This is a genomic window from Microbacterium sp. Leaf288 (assembly GCF_001422925.1).
GTDB lineage: Bacteria > Actinomycetota > Actinomycetes > Actinomycetales > Microbacteriaceae > Microbacterium.
Genome location: NZ_LMNI01000010.1, coordinates 165,970 through 188,587 on the forward strand (window position 1 = coordinate 165,970; position 22,618 = coordinate 188,587).

The window sequence follows — 22,618 nt, forward strand, 5'->3', positions numbered from 1 at the left end:
CGATGCGCGGCGCCGCTAGCGTGTGGCTCAACGACCCGCATCCGAGGAGGACGCATGAGCGAGGAAGAACCCCGCAGCACCACCGACGTGATCGAGCCCCCCGAGAAGAAGGTCGGCCTCGTGAAGGCCGTCGGCATCCTCGGGATCATCGGCGGTGTGCTGCTGATCCTGGTCGGCATCATCGCGTGGATCGGCGTGACGAATCAGCTCACGGCGGAGAACATCACCATCCCCGACGACGCGGCAGCCTTCCAGGGCCAGCAGGTCACCGGCCCCTTCACGGCCTACGTGCAGGCCGACATCATCAACACCCACGCCCTCGAGGCGTCCGGTGGCAAGACGTATGCGGAGCTCGACCAGGACGACCCGGTGCGGGCCACCGTGATGCAGGCGTCGTTCCTGCGCGCCTCGCTGTTCACCTCGGTCGTCGCCTACGGCGTCGCGCTGTTCGCCGCAGGCATGGGCGTGCTCGCGATCCTCTTCGGCTGGGCCATCCACCGGCTGGCGAGCGTGCCGGTGGTGATCCGGCGCTCCAACGTCGCCTGATCCGTCGCCCGTCGCACGTGAACCCCCACGACGCGCTCACCGAGATCGCCACGCTCCTCGAGCGTGAGCGCTCGTCCCGGTACAAGTCGAAGGCGTTCCGTGCGGCGGCCGACGCGATCGAGGGCCTGAGCGACGCGGAACTGCGGGACCCCGCCGCCCTGCGCCGCCGCAAGGGGATCGGCGACTCCACGTTCGCCGTGATCCAGCAGGCGCTGGCGGACGACGTGCCGGGATACCTCGTGGACCTGCGCGAACGCGCCGGGGTGCAGCGCACGTCCTCCCTGCGGCCGCTGCTGCGGGGCGACCTGCACTCGCACAGCGACTGGTCCGACGGCCTCACCTCCATCGACCTCATGGTCGACGCGGCGAGAGCACTCGGCCACGAGTACCTCGCCCTCACGGATCATTCGCCGCGGCTGCGCGTCGCGAACGGGCTGTCGCCCGAGCGCCTGCGCTCCCAGCTCGAGGTCGTCGCGGGCATGAGCGGAGACGGGTTCGCCCTGCTGTCGGGCATCGAGGTCGACATCCTCGAGGACGGCGCCCTCGATCAGGAACCCGACCTCCTCGCCGAGCTCGACGTCGTGGTCGCGTCCGCCCACTCCAAGCTCCGCATGGAGCGCGGTCCGATGACACGGCGTCTGGTCGCGGCGGCGTCGAGTCCACACATCGACGTCCTCGGGCACGTCACCGGCCGCCTCGTCGAAGGATCCCGCGGAACGCGGCCACCCTCGACCTTCGACGCGCGGGCCGTGTTCGAGGCCTGCGAGGCCCACGGCGTCGCGGTCGAGATCAACTCCCGTCCGGAGCGTCGGGACCCTCCCGACGACCTCATGGCGCTGGCGCTGGAGATCGGATGCCTCTTCTCGATCGATTCGGACGCCCATGCGCCCGGCCAGCTCTCGCTGCTGGACTACGGCGCCGAGCGTGCCGAGCGCATCGGCGTTCCGCCCGAGCGCATCGTCACGACATGGTCGCTGGACAAGCTGCGCGAGTGGACCGGACGCGACCGCGGCGCCTGACCCCGCCGTGGCGGGCCGGCGCCGCAGCAGGGGATCACAGGGCTGCGTTGGCCCGAAGCACCTCGAGGCGCGCGCGGTACTCGGTCTCGTCGATGTCGCCCTTCGAGAAGCGCTCCGCGAGCGTGGCCTCGCCCTGGCGGAACCGGATCAGACGGTGTCGAGGGCGTCGACGATGCGGTTCATCGACGCGCCCAGCGCCCACTGCTCGGCGAGGGACGCCGCAACTGTCTTCCCCTGCTCGGTGAGCGGTCGCAGGCGCGGGTCGGGCACGTCCAGCGGGAGGTCGCGCACGACGGCCACGACCTGCGGCGCGACGGCGAGATAGGGGAGGCCTGCGAGCACCTTGGAGCGCACGCCCGCGGACATGCCCTCACCGAGCTCGGCCGCGGCGACGATTCCGGCGAGATCGCCGTGGGTCGCGAGAAGGCCGGCCGCGGTCTTCTCGCCGATGCCGGCGACGCCGGGGAGACCGTCGGACGAGTCGCCGCGGAGCGTGGCGAAGTCGGCGTACTGCGAAGGGAGGACGCCGTACTTGGCGACCACGGACGCATCGGTGAGCACCTCGAGGTTGCTCATGCCCCGCGCGGTGTAGACGACGCGGACATCGCGCTCGTCGTCGACGAGCTGGAAGAGGTCGCGGTCGCCGGTGACGATGTCGACCGGCATGGTCGCGGTGGAGGCGAGGGTGCCGATGACGTCGTCGGCTTCGTGGGCGGTGGCGCCGACGATGCGGATCCCGAGGGTGTCGAGCGCCTCGCGGATGACGGGAACCTGCACCTCGAGGGGATCGGGCACCTCCTCGAGGTCGGGTCCGCCCGCGACGACCTCGGCGACGCGATGCGTCTTGTAGGTCGGGATGAGGTCGACGCGCCACTGCGGTCGCCAGTCGTCGTCCCAGCACGCGACGAGGTGAGTGGGGCGGTACGTCGTGACGAGCCGCGTGATGATGTCGAGGAACCCTCGGACGGCGTTGACGGGGGTGCCGTCCGGAGCGCGCACGGTGTCGGGCACCCCGTAGAACGCGCGGAAGTACAGGGACGCGGAGTCGAGCAGCATGAGACGGTCGGTCACGCGTTCATCCTGGCATGCACCGCCGACGCCCGTGGGTGCACGGAATCGGACCGAACGGGCGACACGCCGCGTGCTCGGTCCGGCAGACGGCGTGTCGCGAACGATCTCCGATTCTGTGCCGCGCGCCGCCCCCGGCCACCCTCCGTTCACCTGCCGGACCGGTCGCCGTCGCACGGCAGGACCCATCGCGTTCACATCCGGCGCCCACCGTGGGGAGACAGCGCTGAGCCCGATCGTGAGGGCCGGCCGGGAGGAGGCGCCGCATGGGTCGCGAGGAAGTGCTGGCGTGGGTCGAATCGCCGCTGCAGCTCGTCGGCGCCGCGGAGTGGGCGGCTGCCCACCGCACGACGGTTCCCGTCGCCGGACGCCTGACGCCGCAGATCTCGGCCACCGCCGACGAGCTGCTCTCGCGCGGCGCGCGCTTCGGCGAGCTCGAGCCCTACCTCGGCATCCCGTGGAGCCTGCTCGCCCGCCATGACCACTGGCTCGTCGGCGACGGCTTCTCGGGCCAGTTCCGGCTCGCCGCCTCCGTACTGCGCCCGCACCGCATCACCTTCCTCGATGACGGCGCCCACGCGATCGCCTACGCCGACACGCTGCTCGGTCGCCGTCCGTACGCCCGCCCGAACATCGCGGAGCGCGGACTCACCACGGTCGCCGCCCCGTTCGCGGCCGAGCTCGTCCACCGCCGCGCCGGCGCGCGCCGCGCGGGGATGTTCACCGCGTTCGACCTCGGCGCAGAGCGCGTCGACGCACTCGCGGACCACGGGTTCGGCATCCGCCGCCACGACTTCTCGTGGACGCGCCGGAGCGCGCCGGCGGCGCCCGAACTCGGCCGTCGGGTCGTGCTCGGAAGCGCGCTGCCGGTGGACGGACGGATGCTGCTGCTCGACTATGTGCGGTGGGTGCGGGATGCCGCGGCCGGAGGCGCGGTGTACCTCCCTCACCGTCGCGAGACGCCCGAGCAGCTGGACGCCGTCTCGACCGTGACGGGGCTGCGGGTCCACCAGAGCGGACTGCCCGTCGAGCTCGTGCTCGCCGGCGCCCGTGGCGCGCTCGACGTGCACACGCTGCCATCGAGCACCACGACGACGCTCCCGCTGGTTCTCGCGGGCACAGGAGCGACGGTGCATACCGGACGCGCCCGGCGCTCGGCCCGGACGGCGGCGGCATGAGCGAGGCCGTCGCCATCATCCCCGCGCGCGGGGGCTCGAAGGGCGTCCCCCGCAAGAACCTGCAGCGTGTGGGCGGCGTGCCGCTGGTCGCACGCGCGGTCGACGCGGCCCGGCGCTGCCCGGCGATCGACCGGGTCGTCGTGACGACCGACGACGCCGACATCGCGGCCGTCGCGGCCGAGTGGGGTGCGGAGGTCGTCGAGCGGCCGGCCGACCTGTCCGGCGACCTCGCGAGCAGCGAGAGCGCGCTCGTCCATGCTCTCGAGACCCTGGAGGCCCGCAAGGTCGACGTCGGAGTCCTCGCGTTCCTGCAGGCGACCTCGCCGTTCATCGACGTCGACGCTCTCACCTCGGCCGTGCAGCTCGTGCGCTCGCGCCGCCGCGACAGCGTCTTCTCGGCCGTCGAGACGTACGGCTTCCTCTGGGAGAAGGGCGTCGGCAGCGCGGCCGAGCCGATAGGCCACGAGATCGACGTGCGCCCGCGTCGCCAGGACCGCGAACCGCACTACCTCGAGACCGGCGGCTTCTACGTCATGCGGGCAGCGGGCTTCCGCGCGGCGAACCACCGCTTCTTCGGCAGCGTCGGCATCGCCGAGGTCGCGCCGCGGACCGCCATCGAGATCGACACCCTCGACGAGCTGGAACTCGCCCGCACGCTCGCGCCTCTGGTCGACCGCGACGCGTTCGGCGCCCGCGCGGGTGCGATCCCCGTCGACGCCGTCGTGACCGACTTCGACGGCGTGCACACCGACGACACCGTGCACGTCGACCAGAACGGCGTCGAATCCGTCACCGTGAGCCGGTCCGACGGCATGGGGGTCGGGATGCTGCGAGCCGCCGGCATCCCGTTCCTCATCCTCTCGACCGAATCGAACCCGGTCGTGACCGCACGCGCCCGCAAGCTCGGTGTGGATGTGCGACAGGCCGCGGCCGACAAGGCGGCGGTCTTGCGCGAGTGGGCCGACCAGCAGGGCATCCCGCTGTCGCGGATCGCCTACCTCGGGAACGACATCAACGATCTGCGGTGTCTCGAACTCGTCGGCTGGCCCATCGCGGTCCCCGACGCACACCCCCTCGTCCTCTCCACCGCGCGCGTCGTGCTCGACCGCCCCGGCGGCACCGGCGCCGTGCGCGACCTCGCCGAGCGCGTGCTCACCGGCAGGTCGGCGACGGCCGTCGCCGATGCGCTCCGGCCGGCCGTCGCCTCGGCGCGAGCCTCAGCATCCGATCACCCCACAGCACCACAGGAGGCCTCCTCATGACCGTCACCATCGGATCCCGCGTCGTCGGGGGCGGACGCCCCGCGTACGTCATCGCCGAGATCGGACTGAACCACAACGGCGACGTCGACCTCGCGAAGCGTCTCATCGACGTGGCGGCGGACGCCGGCGCGGACGCGGTCAAGTTCCAGAAGCGCACGCCCGAGATCGCCACGCCCGAGCACATGCGCGACATGCCGCGCGACACGCCCTGGGGTCGCATGACGTACCTCGACTACCGCCGCCGCGTCGAGTTCGACCGCGACCAGTACATCGAGATCTCGGACCACGCGCTGCTGCGCGGCCTCGAGTGGTTCGCGTCGCCGTGGGACGTGCCGAGCGTCGCCTTCCTCGAAGACCTGGGCGTCGTCGCGCACAAGGTCGCGTCCGCGTCGCTCACCGATGTCGAGCTGCTCGAGGCGCTGCGCGACACCGGCAAGCCGATCATCCTGTCGACCGGCATGTCGACGATCGAGCAGATCGACGCGGCGATCGACATCCTCGGCACCGACCGCCTCGTGCTCCTGCATGCCACCTCGACGTACCCGATGGACCCGGAGGAGGCCAACCTCCGCATGATCCCCGCGCTGCGCGAGCGGTTCCCCGGCGTGCCGGTCGGCTACTCCGGCCACGAGCGCGGCCTGCAGATCTCGCTCGCGGCCGTCGCGCTCGGCGCCGTCGCGGTGGAGCGGCACATCACGCTCGACCGCACCATGTGGGGCTCCGACCACGCCGCCTCGCTCGAGCCCGCAGGCCTGCAGCATCTGGTGCGCGACATCCGCGTCATCGAGGCGGCGCTCGGCGACGGTGTGAAGCGCGTGTACCCCGGCGAGCTCGCGCCCATGGCGAAGCTGCGTCGCGTCCCCGCGTGAGTCCGGGCACGTCAGACGGCGGGCGGCCGCGCGTCGTCGCGATCGCCGACACCGACTCCTACGTGAAGTGGGCGGCGGCCCTCCTCGGCGGGGTCGACGAGCGATGGGATGCCTCGCTCCTGGTGCTCGAGACGCCGCTCGTCGTCAGCGACGCCCAGCTCGCCTCCGCCCTCAGCGGGAGCGGGCTGGGGGAGGACCGTGTCGAGCGGATCGCGTACGCCCGCCTGGCTGCCCGGCTCGCCGAGCTGCGGGCGGACGCCGTCGTGCTCGGCGCGCGCGGCCCGCTCGTGCGCGTGCTGGCGCGCGATCTCGCGGCCCTCGAGCCGCGGCCGGTCGTGGTCACGGGGCTTCCGGGCATCTCGATCCCCGCGACGCGCAAGGCCGTCGTGTACCGGCTGCAGTCCGACCTGTTCGTCGTGCACTCGCGCCGAGAGGTGCGGGAGTTCGGCGCGCTGTCGGCCCGCACCGGGTACGCCCACCGCTACGCGCTCGCGACGCTGCCGTTCGCGCGCGGTGCCGTGACCGCCGGCGGCGGCGCCCGCCCGGCTGCCGAGGGCACCGACCTCGTGTTCGCCACCCAGGCGAAGGTCCCCGCCGAGCGGGAGGACCGGCTGCGCGTCGCGCGCATGCTCGTACGGGCGGCAGAGGCGGATCCGTCACGGCGCGTCGTGGTGAAGCTCCGAGCCGCGTCGGGTGAGCACCAGACGCACGCCGAGCTCGACGGCTACCCCGAGCTGCTCGCCGCGCTCGGGCCGCTGCCGGCGAACCTCGTCACCTCGACGGGGTCGATGGCCTCAGCTCTCGCGACGGCCGAGGGGCTTGTCACCGTGAGCTCCACGGCGGCGATCGAGGCGATCGCGCGCGGCATCCCGGTCATCGCACTGGACACCTTCGGCGTCTCGCCGCGCCTCATCAACGAGACGCTCGCCGACGCCGACCTGCTCGCGGGCGAGGAGGACGTCGTGGCACGGCGGTTCCGGCATCCGGATCCCGAGTGGCTCGACGAGAACTACTTCCACGCCCCCGAGGCCGACGACTGGACCGCCCACGTCGACGCGCTGCTCGCGCAGCGGGCGGCGCGGCGGCTTCCGGTGCGTGCATCCGTGGTGCGCCGGGGCGGGGCGCTGCGCGACGCGTGGGAGCGCAAGGTCGCCCTCGGCCGCAGCGACACGTCCGCCTCGGGTGCCGTGGCCTACGCCGTCGGCGTGCCGCTGCGCGGGGTGGTGCGGCTGGCGAAGCGCGTACGCCGCTCGGTCGTCGGAGCGGTTCAGCAGCCGGGGCCGGTCGGATCCTCGACGCAGGTGCGGTCCACGAGTGCGGTGCGCACCTCGACGACGCGCACGCCGTAGCCGGTGGCCTCGGCCCGGACCACGCCGGGAACCGTCCGCCACGTGCCGCTTCCGAAATCGACGGATGCCTCGTACTCGACCGTCACCGACACCGGATACGTCCCGCGGGCCCGGTACGCGTGGCTGGTCGCGGTCGGGGTGAACTGCCCCTGCCCGAGCGCCGTCCACGACGCGCCGCCCGTGCTCGCGCGCGTCGTCGTGCCGTCGCCGTTGTCGAACACATAGGCGACCGGGACGAAGCGCACGGTCACGTCCCAGCCCAGCACCGTGCCCGGGATGCGCTGCTCGGACGCCGAAGCCAGCAGGTTCGTCGGCATGCCGACCACGCCGAAGCCTGCCGGCTCGCCGCCGAGCGTCGGCTGCGCGGGCCGGAAGGAGGCGAGATCAGCGAGGGTCACATCCGGCGGGCCGGCGACGACGTAGTTCTCGCACCGGTTGAGCGGGCCGCAGTCCTCCGGCTCGGCCGTGGCTACTGGCTTTGTTCGCACCTGCCCTTCGGCGAGATCGACATCTGTCGCAGGTGAGTCTGACGCTTCGTCACGCAGGGAGACATCGACGTGAGTCTCTTGGTTCGACACGTCGCAGTTGCCCGTCCAGCCTCCGGCGTCACATTCAGCGGCGATGCTCGCGGACCCGCTGACCAATACGATCACCAGACCCGCGATGACGGCGCCGGCCAGTGCTAACTTGCGCATTCGGGCCCGTCGGTGCGCCCGTCGATCAGCGCGATCAGGAAGCCAGTCGGGCTCGACTTGGCCTGCTCGACTGTGATTCGCATCGATTGGATATCGCGACGATCGTCGGCGACCACGGACGCGCCTTGGGAGTCGACTACGGTCACCGCCGAGACGTCGAGGCACACGTCCAACGCGACTTCATTCCGGCTCGGTTGAACCTCTGTCGGGAGCAGTAAGGCAACAGTTGTTGGACCGTCAACAGCCCAACCATCGGCGTGCATTTGGGAGAATGTCTTCCGCGCACCTGCGTTCGCTTCTCCAGTCGTCCAGCCGTACACGGCCTCGAACGTCTCCGGATCGCTCAGGTCCACCTGGTTCAGCGCGTCCACGTATGCCCGGTACGTCTCCTCAGCCGCCGCGAACGCCTCTTCGTCGCTCGAGAACGCCGTCGTCGGGGTGGGCTCCGCAGGCTCAGGCTGGGTGCACCCCGCGAGCCCGAGGACGAGCATCCCGCTGAGCACCGCCGCCGTCACCCGAGTCCTCACGCCCCCACGGTAGCCGCCGGCGTCGGCGCTCCGGCCGAGTTATCCACAGTGCATGCGAAGAAGCCGGCGATCGCGTCCGGGGGGTGTCGCGGATCGCCGGCTCCGGGCGGGTCGGTGAGACCGCCCCTCGTGCCCTCCGGGCGTCGGGCACGAGGGGCGGTCCCGGGCGACTCATCGCCTGCAGGGGTCGCGGAGGGGACCGGGAATCCCCTCACCGCGATGAATCCAGGCTTTCAGCCCGACCTGGGAGATCCCTATCGCCTGCCCAGGCGAATGCCGGGCGCTGGCCGTGCAGCCGCTGGGCTGTCATCATGACGCCATGCGCATCGTCGGACCGGTCGTATCGCTCGTGCTCGTCGCCTCGCTCGCCGCGTTGAGCGGCTGCGCCTCGTCGGAGCCCGTGATCGCGCCGGTCACCCGCGACGTGGGAGACCTCCAGGGCGAGACCGTCGAGCTCGAGGTCGGACAGATGCTGAACATCGACACCGGAGATCTCGCCGTCGACAGCTACAGCGGCGTCGTCGCCGATCCGTCCGTCGCCGAGTTCACGGCGGGTCGCGAGGACGGTGGCGCGACATACAACCCGGGGGTCGAGGGGCTCGCGGAGGGATCGACGAAGGTGGTGCTGTCGAACGAGGACGGCGGCATCCAGGACGTCACCTTCACCGTGGAGGTCGCGGGCTGATCCGGCACGGCTGCGGCCGGATGCGGCATCCGGGCGTAGTCTCATGCGATGACCTCCGCCGCGAGCCGGACCGAGCTTCGTGGGCTCCTGGATGAGCTGCACGACGCGGCCATGGTGCGCATCGCGGCGATCGACGAGACCCTCGAGGAGCTGCGCGCCGATCGGGGCTCCGACGTCGCAGACGACGAGCACGACCCCGAGGGCGTGACGCTGTCGGGGGAGTGGTCGCGCGCCGTCGCCCTCGAAGAGGCCGCACGCCGCGAGATCGCCGAGATCGACGAGGCCGTCAAGCGCTGGGAGGCCGGCACCTACGGCATCTGCGTCGACTGCGGTCGCGGCATCCCGATCGCGCGTCTTCGCGTGCGTCCCTTCGCGACCCGCTGCGTGTCGTGCGCCGAGAAGGCCGGCGTCTGACGTGTCGTTCGGCGCCGCGGCATCCCGAGCCGCCCCCGACGGCTTCCCGCGCGTCGCGGACGCGGACCCCTGCCCGTGCGGCAGCGGCGATCGCTTCGATGGATGCTGCGCCCCCGCGCTGCGCGGAACACCGGCGCCGACCGCCGAGCGCCTGATGCGCTCGCGGTACACGGCGTTCGTGGTCGGCGACGCGGTGTATCTGCACGACACCTGGCACCCGGGCACGCGTCCCGCGGAGCTGACGCTCGATCCGGAACAGCGCTGGACGGGGCTCGAGATCGTCGACGCAGCCGACGGGGGCGAAGGCGACCGGCGCGGTGTCGTCGAGTTCCGCGCCGCCTGGCGCCACGGCCGCGACCGCGGCGTGCTGCACGAGCGGAGCCGGTTCGTGCGGCAGGGCGAGCGCTGGTGGTACCTCGACGGCCGGATCGATCCGACCTGACCGGTCCCGAGGGTGCCCAGCGCCGATAGCGTGGCAACCATGACCACTCAGGCAGAGAAAGCACAGACCCTCGCCCGACTGCACGCCGCCCCCGAGATCCTGCGCGTGGTGAACGTGTGGGACGCCGTGTCGGCCCGCACCATCGCCGCCCTCCCCGAGACCCGCGCCATCGCGACGGCCGGCCACTCGATCGCCGCGACCTTCGGCTACCCCGACGGCCAGATCCCCCTCGAGACGACGCTCGACATGGTCGGCCGCATCGTCGAGGCCGTGGGCGACCTGCCGGTGAGCACCGATCTCGACGCCGGATACGGCGATCCCGGCGAGACCGTGCGCCGCGCCATCGGCAAGGGCGTCGTCGGCGCCAACGTCGAGGACCGCCTCGTGCCGCTCGCCGAAGCCGTCGCCAACGTCGAGGCGATCGTCGCGGCCGGGGCGGCGGAGGGCGTGCCCTTCGTCCTGAACGCCCGCACCGACGCGTTCGTGCGCGCGGGCAAGCGCCCGCTCGAGGAGTCGATCGCCGACGCGATCGAGCGCGGCCGCGCCTACCTCGCCGCCGGTGCCGACCTGGTGTTCGTGCCCGGCATCCTCGACGCCGACATCACCCGGGAGCTGGTCGAGGGGATCGGCGAGCGCAAGATCAGCGTGATCGGCCTGCCCGGCGCACTGTCGGCGGGCGAGTACGAGGCGCTGGGCGTCGCCCGCATCTCGTACGGCCCCACGACGCAGCGCGTCGCCCTGACGGCGCTGCAGGACGTCGCCGCCGATCTCTACGCGGACGGCGTCATCCCCGCCTCCACGCGTGCGCTGAACTGACGCGCCTCGTCCGATCGGCCCGCGGGAATCCTCGCGGGCCGATCGTCGTTGTGCCGGGCATGGAGTCCGCACCCGTCGACGTCGTCGTGATCGGTGCCGGGCAGGCCGGTCTTTCGGCCGCGTATCACCTGCAGCGCCGCGGATTCGTCCCGCTCGAGCGTGCGGATGCCGCGGATCGGACGTTCCTCGTGGTCGACGCGAATCCGGAACCCGGGGGAGCGTGGCAGCACCGCTGGCCGTCCCTGCGCATGGCGACGGTGAACGGGATCCACGAGCTGCCCGGGTTCGCGGTGCCACCGGCGGATCCGGCGGCGGCGAGCCGCGACATCCTTCCCGCGTACTTCGCCGAGTACGAGGAGCGCTTCGCTCTCGACGTGCTCCGGCCCGTGCAGGTGAAGGCGGTGCGCCGCGCCGACGACGACCCCCGCGGCCGGCTGGTGGTCGAGACCGACCGCGGCGCGTGGGCCGCGCGCTTCGTGATCAACGCGACGGGTACGTGGACGCGTCCGTTCTGGCCGCGGTACCCGGGCCAGGAGCGCTTCCGCGGACGCCAGCTGCATGTGGGCGATTACGTCTCGGCCGAGCAGTTCCGCGGCAAGCGCGTCGTCATCGTCGGCGCGGGCGTCTCGGCGGTGCAGCTGCTGGACGAGATCTCCCACGTCGCCGACACCTTCTGGGTGACGCGCCGCGAACCGGAGTGGGCCGAGGAGGACTTCGACATCCCGGCCAGGGTGGCCGCCATCGCCGGCGTCGAGGATCGCGTCCGCCGCGGCCTTCCGCCAGGCAGCGTCATCTCGGTGACGGGCATGCACTGGACGCCGTGGGCGCGCGCCGCCGAGGCGCGCGGCGTGCTGGTGCGGCATCCGATGTTCGCCTCGATCGAGGAGGACGGCGTCCGCATGCCCGACGGCACGTTCGAGCGCGCCGACGTCATCCTGTGGGCGACGGGCTTCCGGCCTGCGCTCGACCATCTCGCGCCGCTGCGCCTGCGCACGCCCGAGGGCGGGTTCCGTGTCGACAACGGGCGCTCGATCGACGAGCCGCGCCTGTTCCTCATCGGCTACGGACCGTCGCAGTCGACGGTGGGCGCGAACCGCGCGGGCCGCGACGCCGTCCGCGCGATCGTCGCCGACCCCGTCGCGCTCGCCGCTTAGGCTCGAACGTGTGACGCTGCTCGCCGTACTGCTGTTCCTGAACGCCGCCTTCAACGTCCTGGTCTGGCCGACGTTCTACCGCCGGGTCGCGAAGGACCCCCGCGCCCATGATGCGCAGGGCAAGGCGACCCGCTTCCTGGTCGTGCACACGGTGCTCATCGCCATCGCGCTGGCGCTGGCGGCAGCATCCGTCATCGCGGGCATCGCCGCGCTCGTCGCGTGATGCGCGGCGGACCTGCCCCGGCGTAGCGTGGGGGGCACGACGAAGGGGGACTCATGGCCCGCATCCTGATCTTCGGCGGCCACGGCAAGGTCGCGCTGCTGCTCGAGCCGCTGCTCGCGGCACACGGGCACACCGTGACGGCCGTCATCCGCAACGCCGAGCACGAGGCGGAGGTCGCGGCCACCGGCGCGCAGCCCCTCGTCGCCGACATCGAGACGCTCGACCTCGGGCAGCTCGAGAACGTCATCGCGGGCAACGACGTCGTCGTCTGGTCGGCGGGCGCCGGAGGCGGCTATCCGTCGCGCACGTACGCGGTCGATCGCGATGCCGCCGTCCGCTCGATGGAGGCCGCACTCGCCGCCGGCGTGCTGCGCTACGTGATGGTGTCGTGGATCGGGTCGCGCGCCGACCACGGCATCGAGCCCGACGCGTCGTTCTTCCCGTACGCCGACGCCAAGTGGGCGGCTGACGCGCATCTCGCCGGGAGCGCGCTCGACTGGACGATCCTCGCGCCGGGCACGCTCACGCTGGACCCGCCCACCGGGCGCATCGCGCTCGATCCGGAGGACGGCGGCGCTGTCGCGCGCGCCGACGTGGCCGCGGTGATCGCCGCGACCATCGCGGACGACACCACCATCGGCCGCACCATCCGCTTCGGCGGAGGCGACGAGGTCATCGGCCACGCGATCGCGGGCTGAATCAGTCCTCGCTGGAGTGCAGGCCGCGGCGCGCCGACAGCAGGGTCACCTCGGGATGATCGGCGACGAGGCGCTCGGCGTGGTCGAGCACGTCGCGCACGTGCGACGACCCCGACGCCACGATGGAGACGCCGATCCTGGCACGGCGATGCAGGTCGTGCTCGCCGACCTCGGCGGCGGCCGCCTCGGTGCGCCGGCTCAACTCGGCGATGAGGGGCCGCAGCACGCTGCGCTTCTCTTTGAGGGAGCGGACGTCACCCAGCAGCAGGTCGAACTCGATCCACCCGATCCACATGGCTCCATCGTGCCAGCGACCTCCGGCAGCCGCCCGCCGCCTTAGGCTCGTGTCATGCGCGCCACCGTCATCCACGCCGCCCGCGACATCCGTGTCGAGAACGTCCCCGACCCCGTGCTGTCCACGGGCGCCGACGCGATCGTGCGCGTCGTGGCCGCGTGCGTCTGCGGCTCCGACCTCTGGCCGTACCGCGGCGTCACGCCCACGAACGAGCCGCACCGCATCGGCCACGAGTTCGTCGGCATCGTCGAGGAGGTGGGCGCCGAGGTCGAGGTCGTGCGCCCCGGCGACTTCGTGATCGCCCCCTTCTACGTGTGCGACGGCACCTGTGCGAACTGCCGCAACGGCGTCAGCACGTCGTGCCTCACCGGCGGCTGGTGGGGCAGTGACGACCGCTTCGGCGGATTCGCCGACGGCGGCCAGGGCGAGCGCGTGCGCGTCCCGCTCGCCGACGGCACCCTCGCCGTCGTCCCCGGGCCGGTGGCGGATGACGAGATCCCTGGCCTGTTGACCCTCAGCGACGTCATGGGCACCGGCCATCACGCCGCGGTCTCCGCCGGTGTCGGTCAGGGCGATTCCGTCGCCGTCGTGGGCGACGGCGCGGTCGGCCTCTGCGCGATCATCGCGGCCAAGCGCCTCGGCGCGACCACGATCATCGCGATGTCGCGCCACCCGCAGCGTCAGGCGCTGGCGCGCGAGTTCGGCGCGACGCACATCGTCGAGGAGCGGGGTGACGCCGGTATCGAGGCGGTGCGCGCGCTCACCGGCGGCATCGGCGCCGACCGCGTGCTCGAATGCGTCGGCACCAAGGAGTCGATGGACCAGTCGCTGCGCTCGACGCGCCCCGGCGGGATGGTCGGCTACGTGGGCGTGCCCAACGGCGGGCCCGAGCTGCCGGTGCGGCAGATGTTCAGCCGCAACGTGGGCGTCAACGGCGGCGTCGCGCCGGTACGCGGCTACATCGAAGAGCTGCTCCCCGACGTCCGGTCGGGCGCGATCGAGCCGGGCCGCGTGTTCGACCTCGAGCTGCCGCTCGAGGACGCCGCCGAGGCCTATGCTGCGATGGACGAGCGCCGCGCGACGAAGGTGCTGCTGCGGCCCTGAGCGTGTCGCGCGGCATGCCGGAACACCGAGCCGCGATTCGCGACGCGCCCGCGCGCCTGCGTGTGCGAGGGTGTTCGTGCGGTAGAACAGCAGGAAGTCGAAGGGAACCCGGACCGTGAAGCTGATCAAGCGCATCGTCGTGGTGCTCGTCATCGCGTTCGCGGCGTTCTACCTCATCACGCGCCCGCAGGACGCGGCGAACGCGGTGCAGGGCGCGGTCGGTGCCGTCTGGGGCGCCGGCGTCGCCGTGGTCGACTTCCTGACGGCTCTCGCACAGGGCTGAGCATGTTCGATCCGCGGATCGAGAAGCACCTGATCTCGGATCAGGGAGAGCACGTCGTCGACGAGGTTCGCAAGCACTGGGCCGCCACGGTCTCGGCGGTGCTCGAGCTGTTCGGCGGCATCATCGTGCTCCTGCTCACGTTCTTCGTGCCGGCGCAGGCCTGGTGGGTGCCGGCGCTGCTGGGCGGTGCGGTGACCGTGCACGCGATCTGGCGGGTCTTCGAGCAGCACACCGACCGCTTCGTCATCACCAACATGCGGGTCTTCCGCGTGCACGGCATCCTGTCGCAGCGCATCGCGACCATGCCCCTTGCGCGCATCCTCGACATCTCCGTCTACAAGCCCCTCATCGGCCGCATCTTCGGCTACGGCCACTTCGTCTTCGAGTCGGCCGCGCAGGAGCAGGGCCTTCGCGAGATCAAATACGTCGGAGACCCCGACCAGCGCGGGCTCACGATCCAGCGCGTGATCCAGCAGGCGGGCCTTCGCGGCGCCGCCGGGCGAGGCGACCAGTTCGCCGGAGCGCCGTTCGCGGCGCCCGCCCCGCCGCAGCCGGAGCCCGCGGCATCCCTCACCGTCGTGCCGGTCTCCGACGACCGCAACCCGACTGCTCCGGTCCCCGAGGTGCGGCGCGGCTCGACGACGTCGGGGTGGGACTGGCTCGCCGACGCGCAGCGCCGCGAGGACGAGCGGCTGGCTCAGCTGCGCGGGGAGGGCGCTGCGTCCCCGACGCCCTTCGACCCCGACCGCACGAACACCGCGCCGATCGAGCTTCCCCGCTGATCCGCACGGGATGCTGCAGCCCCGCGTGGCCGGGCATTTCAGGACGATCGGGAACATCGCGCGCGACCCGGTCGTTCTGATACCCTGGAGCGTCACTCGTGTGGCTGTTTCGCCACGCCTGAGTGCCGGTTCGCGCCGGTGCCCGGATCCGCAAGGATCTGAGTGGCATCGCAAGAAAATCCGCTTCGCCTCGGTTCGAGGCATCCGTTCGCGCTCGCGCGGGGGGAGCCGCTGAAAGCCGTGGCCCGACACCCAACCCCAACAAGGACAACCCACTACATGACTACCGCAACGACCGCCCCGGCCACCAAGCAGGTCGCGATCAACGACATCGGATCTGCCGAGGACTTCCTGGCCGCGGTCGAGAAGACCCTGAAGTTCTTCAACGACGGCGACCTCATCGAGGGCACCGTGGTGAAGATCGACCGCGACGAGGTGCTCCTCGACGTCGGTTACAAGACCGAGGGCGTCATCCCCTCGCGTGAGCTTTCCATCAAGCACGACGTCGACCCCAACGAGGTCGTCAAGGTCGGCGACGAGGTCGAAGCCCTCGTTCTCCAGAAGGAGGACAAGGAAGGCCGCCTCATCCTCTCGAAGAAGCGCGCGCAGTACGAGCGTGCGTGGGGCGACGTCGAGAAGATCAAGGAGAACGACGGTGTGGTCACCGGCTCCGTGATCGAGGTCGTCAAGGGTGGTCTGATCGTCGACATCGGCCTGCGTGGCTTCCTCCCCGCATCGCTCATCGAGCTCCGCCGCGTCCGCGACCTCACGCCGTACCTCGGCCAGGAGATCGAGGCGAAGATCCTCGAGCTCGACAAGAACCGCAACAACGTCGTGCTGTCGCGCCGCGCCCTGCTCGAGCAGACGCAGTCCGAGTCGCGCACCACGTTCCTCAACAACCTCCACAAGGGCCAGGTCCGCAAGGGCACGGTCTCGTCGATCGTCAACTTCGGTGCGTTCGTCGACCTCGGTGGCGTCGACGGTCTCGTCCACGTCTCGGAGCTCTCGTGGAAGCACATCGAGCACGCGTCCGAGGTCGTCGAGGTCGGCCAGGAGGTCACCGTCGAGATCCTCGAGGTGGACCTCGACCGCGAGCGCGTCTCGCTGTCGCTCAAGGCGACGCAGGAGGACCCCTGGCAGGTCTTCGCCCGCACCCACGCGATCGGTCAGGTCGCGCCGGGCAAGGTCACCAAGCTCGTTCCGTTCGGTGCGTTCGTGCGCGTCGCGGACGGCATCGAGGGCCTCGTGCACATCTCGGAGCTGTCGGGCAAGCACGTCGAGCTCGCCGAGCAGGTCGTGTCGGTCGGCGAAGAGGTCTTCGTCAAGATCATCGACATCGATCTCGAGCGTCGCCGCATCTCGCTCTCGCTCAAGCAGGCGAACGAATCGGTCGACCCCAACGGCACCGAGTTCGACCCGGCCCTCTACGGCATGGTCACCGAGTACGACGAGCACGGCGAGTACAAGTACCCGGAGGGCTTCGACCCCGAGACCAACGCGTGGCTCGAAGGCTTCGACGAGCAGCGCGAGAAGTGGGAGCAGGAGTACGCTGCAGCCCACGCTCGCTGGGAGGCCCACAAGGCTGCCGTCATCAAGGCCCTCGAGGCCGAGGCGAACGCTCCCGTCGAGACCGGCTCGTCCAGCTTCTCGTCCGACAGCAGCCCCGTGGGCACGCTGGCCGACGACGAGGCACTCGCCGCTCTGCGCGAGAAGCTCTCGGGTCGTTGATCCTGAGCTGAGCCGCTTGGTTCGCTGAACCGTCTGGTTCGAAAGGCCGTCACCACCGCTTCGGCGGGGTGGCGGCCTTTCGCGTATCGCGGGCGTCGGAGGTCGCAGGTACGGTCGCCGTGTGCCCGTGATTCCTCCCGCCTCTCGATGTCTTGTGGACGACGACGGATGCCGCGGCCCCGTGCCTGCCGATGCGCCGGTCGCGCTGTGCGAGGTGCACCTCGCGGCGGCAGGGGAGTGGGCGGACGCCCAGTACGGCGTCACCGACGCGCTGCCCTCGCCGTGCCGCCTGTGCGGCTCGCGGCTGGGGGTCCGCTACCCCTCGGGCTGGCTGTGCGCGGTGTGCGAGTGGCGCTACGGCGACCTGCCCGACGACGACATCGCGCCACCGCGCGTCGACGTCGTGTACTACCTGCGCTACGACGACCGCGTGAAGATCGGGACGAGCGGAAACCCGCGGCAGCGCTTCGGCGCCATCTGGCATGACGAGCTGCTGGCGTTCGAGCGCGGCGGTCGCGCGCTCGAGCAGCGTCGGCACGTGCAGTTCGCGGCCGACCGGTTCCCGGGCACGGAGTGGTTCCGCCGCTCCGACGCGCTCACCGCGCACATCGCCGTGCTCGCCGCCGGCGTCGACGATCCGTGGCAGCTCCACGCGCGGTGGCTGAGCGAGGCGCTCGCGGCGCGCGGGTGACGCTGTACGCTCTGCGAGAACCGCGGCGGATCCTCCAGCGCCTTCCGAGGAAGCGCGCCTAGCGTGAGGATCCATTCGCACTCGCAGACGACGGAGCAGCACATGGGATTCCTCGACCGACTGTTCGGAAGCACGGATGACGCGCGCCAGGCGCCGCCCGTCCCGCAGAACCGCTACGGCGCCCAGGGGCCGGGCGTGCAGCCGCCCCGGAGTGAGGACGAGATCGCGATCGAGCGTTACCGCTACCTGCTCAAGACCGCGCCTCCCGAGACGATCGAGCAGGTGCACGCCGAGGCCTTCGCGAGGCTCACGGAGCCCCAGCGCCAGCAGGTGCTCGCCGAGCTCTCGGCGGGACTGCCTCCGCAGGAGCAGCCGCGCTCGACCGATCCGCAGGCGATGGCTCGCGCGGCGACCCGCGCCGAGTACACCAACCCCGGGTTCATGGAGCGCACGCTGGGCCCCCAGCGCCAGGGCCCCTCCTTCGGCTCGATGCTCGGCTCCTCGATCCTCGGCACGGTGGTCGGCTACGTCATCGGCTCGGCCCTCGTGAGCTCGTTCCTCGCGCCCGGCTTCGCCTCCGACCAGGGCTACGAGGACGGCTCCAGCGCCGACGGCGGCTCCAGTGCAGACGGCGGCTCCGGCGAGACCGGTGCCGCGGACTCCGGCGCGGACTCCGGGGCCGGATGGGGCGGCGACCCGGGCTCGGGCTGGGGCGGCGACGCCGCGGCCGGCGACATGGGCGGATTCGGGGACTTCGGCGACTTCGGATTCTGATCCCGCACGCGGGGATCCGGCCCCGCGTTCACGCGCCCGGTGGGCGGCGGCGAGCGCGCCGTTCGGGCACAGGGGCGCGGCATCCGTTACCGTCGCGGTATGACCGCCGCGACGCCGGGCGAGCCGGGTGCGCCCGCGGCTCCCTCCCGCACGGGCGGGACCGCGCCGGAGGGAGCCGACCGCACGCGTGGCCGCACCGCGATGCTCAACCAGCTGCTGCTGACCGCGGTGGTGTTCGTGCTGGGTGTGCTCGTGGCGATCGGGCCGTTCGGCGGCGAGCCGGTGCTGTTCTTCCTCGGGGTCGTCCTCGTCGTCGCGGTGACGGCTGCCACGCTCGTGGTGCCCTGGGGCCGACTGCGGTACGGGTGGGTCGCGGTGGTCCCCGCCGTCGACATCGTCGCCATCACCCTCATGCAGGTCGCCGCGCCCGACACGGTGCTGGGTCTGCTGTGGATCTTCCCCGCGACGTGGCTCGCCGGCGGATTCGGGCTGCTCGGCCTCTTCGGCGTGATCGTGGCCATCGCGGGCATCGTCAGCGTGCTCACGGCGCTCAGCGCCACCGAGGTCACGTACCGGACGTTCCTGCTGCCGCTGGTGATCGTCGCCGTCGCCGCCACCAGCCACCTCAACGCGCGCAGGTCGGATGCGCAACGGATGCTGCTGGCCAAGCAGTCTGCGCTGCTGGCGAGCGTGCTCGCGCGCACCCGGCGCCAGGAGCAGGTCGTCACGGAGGTGCTGGACGCCGTCGACTTCGGCGTGGTCCGCATGGGAGCGAGCGGCCGGGTCGCGGTCACGAACGAGGCCCACGGCAAGCTCCTGCAGGGATTCGAGCTCGACCCCGACGGCATCGAGGTGCCGGCATTCCGTGACGACGGCACCTCGCCGCTGCCGCCCGACGAGTTCCCCCTCGAGCGCGCGCGCCGCGGGGAGGCGTTCGACGACCAAGTGGTGTGGTTCGGGGCGGAGCCCGGACCGCGTCGCGCGCTCACGATCACGGCGCGACGCCTCATCGACCCGGACGGCGGCGACGCGGGTGCGGTGGTCGTCTCGCGCGACGTGACCGCCGAGCTCAGCGCCCTCCGCGCGCGCGACGACCTCGTGGCCTCGGTGTCGCACGAGCTGCGGACCCCGCTCACCTCGATCCTCGGCTACCTCGACCTGGCCATCGAGGATCCCGACACCCCCGACGCGGTGCGCGCCAGCCTCGACGTGGCCGAGCGCAACGCCGAGCGGCTGCTGCGCATCGTCGCCGACATCCTCGCGGCATCGAGTTCGTCGCCGTCGTCGGTCGAGGCATCCCTCGCCCCTCAGCTCCTCGATGCGCGGGACCTCGTGCGCGGCGCGGCGGCCGACGCCCTCCCGCGGGCCGCCGCACGGGCGATCACGATCGACGAGACGGGTCTCGAGCCGGCGACCGCGTGGGCCGACCCGCTGCGGCTGCGGCAGGTCGTCGACAACCTCGTGTCGAACGCCATCGCCTACAACAAGGACGGCGGCACCGTGTTCGTCGGCACGACGACGGACGGCACGTCGAGCTGGATCCTGGTGCGGGACACCGGCGTCGGCATCTCTGACGCCGACCGCTCGCGGCTCTTCCAGCGCTACTACAAGGCGGGCGGCGAGCGCAGGTCGGGCACCGGCCTCGGCCTGGCCATCACCCGCGACATCGTGCGTGCGCATGGTGGCGAGCTCGCGCTGCACAGCGCGCCCGGCGTCGGGTCGACCTTCATCGTGAAGCTGCCCGCGATCGGCCCGGAAGGAGAAGAAGGATGACCCTCGATCTGGCGAGCGTGCTCCTCATGACCGCGCTGGTCGTCAACGTCAGCGGCGTGCTGTTCATCCTCGAGACGCTGCTGCGACGGGACGAGGGCGCGGGGCGCATCTGGTCGATCGCGTTCCTCGCGGCGATGCTCACCACCCTCGCGTACACGATCTGGGTGCAGTCGGAAGGCGCGTGGTGGGCCATCGCCGTCGGCAACGCGGCGTTCGTCGCGGGCACCGGCTGCATGTGGCTGGGATGCCGCCGCTTCAACGGGCGCGACATGCGATGGTCGGCGATCCTCGTCGCCGCAGCGGTGGCCGCGTCGGCTGCGGCGGTCGCGATCGAGGGGGAGGGCGGCGGCGATTGGGCGGGCGCGCTGTGGATGTTCGTGCCGCTGCTCGCCTTCGCCGGTGCGGGGGCTGTCGAGTGCCTCCGCGGCGACATGCGGGAGTCTCGCACGGCGTGGGTGCTCGGGGCGGTCCTCGGGTTCCAGTCGCTGTACTACGTGTCGCGCACCACGGCCTTCGTGACCTCCGGCCCCGACAGCGCGCTGTTCCAGACCGCGTTCGGCACGATCAGCACCAGCTACCTCACCGTGACACTCACGATCGTGGCCGTCGTCGTGACCTCGGTGCTCCGGGCGAGCCGTGCCCCGATGCGCGGCTACCTGCGCGAGACCCAGGCTGTGGACGAGGAGCAGGGCATCCTCACCGAGGGCTCCTTCGCCGTCGTGCTCGAGGGCATGTGCCGGCGTGCCGAGCGCCGCTTCGAGCCGATCGCGGTGACCGCTGTGCGCCTGGACGACCTCGACCAGATCTCCACCGCGTTCGGCAGCGACGTCGCCGGGGCGCTGGCGGCGACGTGGCGCACCGGCGTGCGCCACCACGCACCGACGAACGCCGTCGTGGGGCAGGACGGCCATACCGGGCTGGTGGTCGGTCTGGCGGTCTCGTCCGCGCAGGAGGCGCGCCGGCAGGCGGGCGCGATCTACCGAGGCCTCTTCGACGACCTCGGCAAGGTCGGCGGGGGAGTGATCCCGGTGGTCGGCGTCGGCGTCGCGCTCAGCGAGACGGCCGGGTACGAACCCGCCGAGCTCATCCGTGTCGCCCGCGAGGCGGCGAGCCGCGCAGCCGCGAACGTCGAGACGTCTGTGCTCGTCGACGAGGGCGAGTAGCGGCATCCGCCCGCCGTCGCGGCGCGTGCGTCAGGCGGTGAGTCGATAGCCGACGCCGCGCACGGTCTCGATCCACCGCGGCTGTGCGGGCGACTCGCCGAGCTTGCGCCGGAGGTTCGCCATGTGCACCTCGATCGCGCGGGCGTCGCTGTCGGACACGAAGTCGCTCACCGCGTACTGGTCGCCGCGGAGCATCAGGGCGAGATCGGACTTCGCACGCACGCGCCGGCCCGCCACGAGCAGGTCGGCGAGGATGTCGAACTCGCTGCGCGTCAGCTCGACGTCCTGATCGTCGACGGTGACGAGGTGCGTCGAGGCGTTCAGGCGCAGCCCGTGGTGCTCGAGCCACACGCCGTCGGGCGGCCCGTTCTCGCTCACGGCGTCGAGGTCGGCGGGGGTGACATGCCGCGGCCGGCGCAGCATGGCGTCGATCCGGGCACGCAGCTCACGAGGGCGGAAGGGCTTGGCGACGTAGTCGTCGGCCCCCGCCTCGAGGCCCTGGAGCGCGTCGATCTCCTCGGTGCGGGCGCTGAGCATGACGATGTACGTGGAGCTGATCGCCCGGATGCGCTTGGCGGTCTCGAAGCCGTCCATGCCCGGCATGTTGACGTCGAGCGTGGTCACGAGCGGCCGGTGCTCGCGCACGAGTTCGACGCCGTCCGCGCCGTTGGCCGCGCCGTGCACCTCGAAGCCCGCCTGGGCGAGCACGGTCGACAGGAGAGAACGGATGTCCGCTTCATCCTCGATCACGACCGCGACGCGCGCTTCTTCCACCGATGCACCCTCCGGGTCCGGTGCTGTCGACGGACCCTGGACGTCGGTCATGATATCCCAGAACGCGACGCGGAACGGGTGCGGCAGGCCGTCGATCACAGGACGCGACCGTAGGCGGGGCAGGCCGTGGAGCTCTGCTCGCGTGCGCCCGTCGCCCCGCCGGTCAGGCGGACCGCGCGTAGGGCGGGAGATATCCCCATATCCCGCCCTGCGCGCGTCCTCCGTGCACGGACTCGGGCCGCTGTCGTCCCCACGCGTGCGGCCCGTCCGTACCTCAGGATGATCGGGCTGGTGCAGCGGGGCGGA

26 protein-coding genes are annotated in these 22,618 nt (G+C 71.9%); 21 read left to right on the top strand and 5 right to left on the bottom strand.

From position 1 onward, the window contains the following. The first annotated feature begins 54 nt into the window (after positions 1-54). Both ASF40_RS04925 and ASF40_RS04930 read left to right on the top strand, forming a co-directional pair. The gene (locus ASF40_RS04925) at positions 55-546 is read left to right on the top strand and encodes a hypothetical protein (RefSeq protein ID WP_056367124.1); all 492 of its coding nucleotides are present in this window, start codon (positions 55-57) and stop codon (positions 544-546) included. 17 nt (positions 547-563) lie between these two features. Beyond that, positions 564-1,565, top strand: coding sequence for a PHP domain-containing protein (locus ASF40_RS04930; RefSeq protein ID WP_056367125.1), 1,002 nt, complete (start codon positions 564-566; stop codon positions 1,563-1,565). A gap of 147 nt (positions 1,566-1,712) precedes the next feature. Here the strand turns inward: ASF40_RS04930 and ASF40_RS04935 are convergent, their stop codons facing one another. Beyond that, complete coding sequence (locus tag ASF40_RS04935) at positions 1,713-2,636, bottom strand: 5'-3' exonuclease (RefSeq protein WP_056367126.1); 924 nt, start codon at positions 2,634-2,636, stop codon at positions 1,713-1,715. A gap of 263 nt (positions 2,637-2,899) precedes the next feature. Between ASF40_RS04935 and ASF40_RS04940 the strand changes: the two genes are divergently transcribed. From ASF40_RS04940 to ASF40_RS04955, 4 genes are read left to right on the top strand one after another with little or no spacing between them, the layout of a single operon-like run. Next, a complete protein-coding gene (locus ASF40_RS04940) occupies positions 2,900-3,811 on the top strand; it encodes a hypothetical protein (protein WP_056367127.1) in 912 nt (303 codons plus the stop codon). Then, the gene (locus ASF40_RS04945) at positions 3,808-5,073 is read left to right on the top strand and encodes an acylneuraminate cytidylyltransferase (RefSeq protein WP_056367128.1); all 1,266 of its coding nucleotides are present in this window, start codon (positions 3,808-3,810) and stop codon (positions 5,071-5,073) included. The genes ASF40_RS04940 and ASF40_RS04945 overlap by 4 nt, the downstream gene beginning before the upstream one ends. Then, entirely contained in the window at positions 5,070-5,942 is an 873-nt protein-coding gene (locus tag ASF40_RS04950) for an N-acetylneuraminate synthase family protein (protein ID WP_056367129.1), read from the top strand. Before ASF40_RS04945 ends, ASF40_RS04950 begins: the two co-directional genes overlap by 4 nt. Further along, on the top strand, positions 5,939-7,291 hold the full coding sequence (locus tag ASF40_RS04955; RefSeq protein WP_056367130.1) for a DUF6716 putative glycosyltransferase: 1,353 nt from the start codon (positions 5,939-5,941) through the stop codon (positions 7,289-7,291). The genes ASF40_RS04950 and ASF40_RS04955 overlap by 4 nt, the downstream gene beginning before the upstream one ends. On the opposite strand, the gene ASF40_RS04960 is transcribed toward ASF40_RS04955, so the two are convergent. Both ASF40_RS04960 and ASF40_RS04965 read right to left on the bottom strand, forming a co-directional pair. Further along, the gene (locus tag ASF40_RS04960) at positions 7,210-7,986 is read right to left on the bottom strand and encodes a hypothetical protein (protein ID WP_157549429.1); all 777 of its coding nucleotides are present in this window, start codon (positions 7,984-7,986) and stop codon (positions 7,210-7,212) included. The two genes, ASF40_RS04955 and ASF40_RS04960, sit on opposite strands and share 82 nt — an antisense overlap. Next, positions 7,974-8,513, bottom strand: a complete 540-nt coding sequence (locus ASF40_RS04965; RefSeq protein WP_157549432.1) for a hypothetical protein — start codon at positions 8,511-8,513, stop codon at positions 7,974-7,976. Before ASF40_RS04965 ends, ASF40_RS04960 begins: the two co-directional genes overlap by 13 nt. Before the next feature lie 319 nt (positions 8,514-8,832). Here ASF40_RS04965 and ASF40_RS04970 point away from each other — a divergent pair, with 319 nt between their 5' ends. From ASF40_RS04970 to ASF40_RS05000, 7 genes are read left to right on the top strand one after another with little or no spacing between them, the layout of a single operon-like run. Next, the gene (locus tag ASF40_RS04970) at positions 8,833-9,198 is read left to right on the top strand and encodes a hypothetical protein (RefSeq protein ID WP_056367132.1); all 366 of its coding nucleotides are present in this window, start codon (positions 8,833-8,835) and stop codon (positions 9,196-9,198) included. Between the two features lie 48 nt (positions 9,199-9,246). Then, positions 9,247-9,612, top strand: coding sequence for a TraR/DksA family transcriptional regulator (locus ASF40_RS04975; RefSeq protein ID WP_082496883.1), 366 nt, complete (start codon positions 9,247-9,249; stop codon positions 9,610-9,612). Between the two features lies 1 nt (position 9,613). Further along, complete coding sequence (locus ASF40_RS04980; protein ID WP_200919434.1) at positions 9,614-10,054, top strand: YchJ family protein; 441 nt, start codon at positions 9,614-9,616, stop codon at positions 10,052-10,054. A gap of 39 nt (positions 10,055-10,093) precedes the next feature. Further along, a complete protein-coding gene (locus ASF40_RS04985; protein ID WP_056367133.1) occupies positions 10,094-10,870 on the top strand; it encodes an isocitrate lyase/PEP mutase family protein in 777 nt (258 codons plus the stop codon). 59 nt (positions 10,871-10,929) lie between these two features. Continuing rightward, the gene (locus tag ASF40_RS04990) at positions 10,930-12,024 is read left to right on the top strand and encodes an NAD(P)-binding domain-containing protein (protein WP_056367134.1); all 1,095 of its coding nucleotides are present in this window, start codon (positions 10,930-10,932) and stop codon (positions 12,022-12,024) included. Between the two features lie 10 nt (positions 12,025-12,034). After that, the gene (locus tag ASF40_RS04995; RefSeq protein ID WP_056367135.1) at positions 12,035-12,247 is read left to right on the top strand and encodes an SCO4848 family membrane protein; all 213 of its coding nucleotides are present in this window, start codon (positions 12,035-12,037) and stop codon (positions 12,245-12,247) included. 53 nt (positions 12,248-12,300) lie between these two features. Next, positions 12,301-12,945, top strand: a complete 645-nt coding sequence (locus ASF40_RS05000; RefSeq protein ID WP_056367136.1) for an NAD(P)H-binding protein — start codon at positions 12,301-12,303, stop codon at positions 12,943-12,945. Position 12,946: 1 nt separating this feature from the next. Here the strand turns inward: ASF40_RS05000 and ASF40_RS05005 are convergent, their stop codons facing one another. Continuing rightward, positions 12,947-13,240 carry a DUF503 domain-containing protein gene (locus ASF40_RS05005; protein ID WP_056367137.1) on the bottom strand — a complete coding sequence of 98 codons (294 nt, stop codon included), beginning with the start codon at positions 13,238-13,240 and terminating at the stop codon, positions 12,947-12,949. A gap of 54 nt (positions 13,241-13,294) precedes the next feature. On the opposite strand from ASF40_RS05005, the gene ASF40_RS05010 reads away from it, so the two are divergent. The 8 genes from ASF40_RS05010 to ASF40_RS05040 all read left to right on the top strand — a co-directional run bounded on the left by ASF40_RS05010 (position 13,295) and on the right by ASF40_RS05040 (position 21,538). Then, positions 13,295-14,344, top strand: coding sequence for a zinc-dependent alcohol dehydrogenase family protein (locus tag ASF40_RS05010; RefSeq protein ID WP_056367138.1), 1,050 nt, complete (start codon positions 13,295-13,297; stop codon positions 14,342-14,344). A 115-nt stretch (positions 14,345-14,459) separates the two neighbouring features. Beyond that, positions 14,460-14,627 carry a hypothetical protein gene (locus tag ASF40_RS21060; protein ID WP_157005503.1) on the top strand — a complete coding sequence of 56 codons (168 nt, stop codon included), beginning with the start codon at positions 14,460-14,462 and terminating at the stop codon, positions 14,625-14,627. Positions 14,628-14,629: 2 nt separating this feature from the next. Further along, the gene (locus tag ASF40_RS20820) at positions 14,630-15,409 is read left to right on the top strand and encodes a PH domain-containing protein (protein ID WP_082496884.1); all 780 of its coding nucleotides are present in this window, start codon (positions 14,630-14,632) and stop codon (positions 15,407-15,409) included. A 279-nt stretch (positions 15,410-15,688) separates the two neighbouring features. Beyond that, entirely contained in the window at positions 15,689-17,137 is a 1,449-nt protein-coding gene (rpsA, locus tag ASF40_RS05020) for a 30S ribosomal protein S1 (RefSeq protein WP_056367139.1), read from the top strand. Positions 17,138-17,318: 181 nt separating this feature from the next. Continuing rightward, positions 17,319-17,828 (top strand): GIY-YIG nuclease family protein, encoded by a 510-nt coding sequence (locus tag ASF40_RS05025; RefSeq protein ID WP_235560141.1) that lies wholly within the window; start codon positions 17,319-17,321, stop codon positions 17,826-17,828. Between the two features lie 102 nt (positions 17,829-17,930). Continuing rightward, positions 17,931-18,602, top strand: a complete 672-nt coding sequence (locus ASF40_RS05030; protein ID WP_056367141.1) for a hypothetical protein — start codon at positions 17,931-17,933, stop codon at positions 18,600-18,602. A 99-nt stretch (positions 18,603-18,701) separates the two neighbouring features. After that, positions 18,702-20,375, top strand: a complete 1,674-nt coding sequence (locus tag ASF40_RS05035; protein ID WP_056367142.1) for a sensor histidine kinase — start codon at positions 18,702-18,704, stop codon at positions 20,373-20,375. Then, the gene (locus ASF40_RS05040) at positions 20,372-21,538 is read left to right on the top strand and encodes a hypothetical protein (RefSeq protein ID WP_056367143.1); all 1,167 of its coding nucleotides are present in this window, start codon (positions 20,372-20,374) and stop codon (positions 21,536-21,538) included. Before ASF40_RS05035 ends, ASF40_RS05040 begins: the two co-directional genes overlap by 4 nt. Before the next feature lie 30 nt (positions 21,539-21,568). On the opposite strand, the gene ASF40_RS05045 is transcribed toward ASF40_RS05040, so the two are convergent. Then, a complete protein-coding gene (locus ASF40_RS05045) occupies positions 21,569-22,312 on the bottom strand; it encodes a response regulator transcription factor (RefSeq protein WP_056368214.1) in 744 nt (247 codons plus the stop codon). Positions 22,313-22,618 lie beyond the last annotated feature (306 nt).

What these genes read in the sequence shown, in the direction of transcription:
- ASF40_RS04960 (WP_157549429.1), bottom strand. Translation starts at nt 7,986, where the DNA reads ATGCGCAAGTTAGCACTGGCCGGCGCCGTCATCGCGGGTCTGGTGATC.
- ASF40_RS05010 (WP_056367138.1), top strand. Translation starts at nt 13,295, where the DNA reads ATGCGCGCCACCGTCATCCACGCCGCCCGCGACATCCGTGTCGAGAAC.
- ASF40_RS05030 (WP_056367141.1), top strand. Translation starts at nt 17,931, where the DNA reads ATGGGATTCCTCGACCGACTGTTCGGAAGCACGGATGACGCGCGCCAG.
- rpsA (WP_056367139.1), top strand. Translation starts at nt 15,689, where the DNA reads ATGACTACCGCAACGACCGCCCCGGCCACCAAGCAGGTCGCGATCAAC.
- ASF40_RS04940 (WP_056367127.1), top strand. Translation starts at nt 2,900, where the DNA reads ATGGGTCGCGAGGAAGTGCTGGCGTGGGTCGAATCGCCGCTGCAGCTC.
- ASF40_RS05005 (WP_056367137.1), bottom strand. Translation starts at nt 13,240, where the DNA reads ATGTGGATCGGGTGGATCGAGTTCGACCTGCTGCTGGGTGACGTCCGC.
- ASF40_RS04925 (WP_056367124.1), top strand. Translation starts at nt 55, where the DNA reads ATGAGCGAGGAAGAACCCCGCAGCACCACCGACGTGATCGAGCCCCCC.
- ASF40_RS05000 (WP_056367136.1), top strand. Translation starts at nt 12,301, where the DNA reads ATGGCCCGCATCCTGATCTTCGGCGGCCACGGCAAGGTCGCGCTGCTG.
- ASF40_RS20820 (WP_082496884.1), top strand. Translation starts at nt 14,630, where the DNA reads ATGTTCGATCCGCGGATCGAGAAGCACCTGATCTCGGATCAGGGAGAG.
- ASF40_RS04985 (WP_056367133.1), top strand. Translation starts at nt 10,094, where the DNA reads ATGACCACTCAGGCAGAGAAAGCACAGACCCTCGCCCGACTGCACGCC.
- ASF40_RS04975 (WP_082496883.1), top strand. Translation starts at nt 9,247, where the DNA reads ATGACCTCCGCCGCGAGCCGGACCGAGCTTCGTGGGCTCCTGGATGAG.
- ASF40_RS05040 (WP_056367143.1), top strand. Translation starts at nt 20,372, where the DNA reads ATGACCCTCGATCTGGCGAGCGTGCTCCTCATGACCGCGCTGGTCGTC.
- ASF40_RS04970 (WP_056367132.1), top strand. Translation starts at nt 8,833, where the DNA reads ATGCGCATCGTCGGACCGGTCGTATCGCTCGTGCTCGTCGCCTCGCTC.
- ASF40_RS04950 (WP_056367129.1), top strand. Translation starts at nt 5,070, where the DNA reads ATGACCGTCACCATCGGATCCCGCGTCGTCGGGGGCGGACGCCCCGCG.
- ASF40_RS05035 (WP_056367142.1), top strand. Translation starts at nt 18,702, where the DNA reads ATGACCGCCGCGACGCCGGGCGAGCCGGGTGCGCCCGCGGCTCCCTCC.
- ASF40_RS04990 (WP_056367134.1), top strand. Translation starts at nt 10,930, where the DNA reads ATGGAGTCCGCACCCGTCGACGTCGTCGTGATCGGTGCCGGGCAGGCC.
- ASF40_RS04945 (WP_056367128.1), top strand. Translation starts at nt 3,808, where the DNA reads ATGAGCGAGGCCGTCGCCATCATCCCCGCGCGCGGGGGCTCGAAGGGC.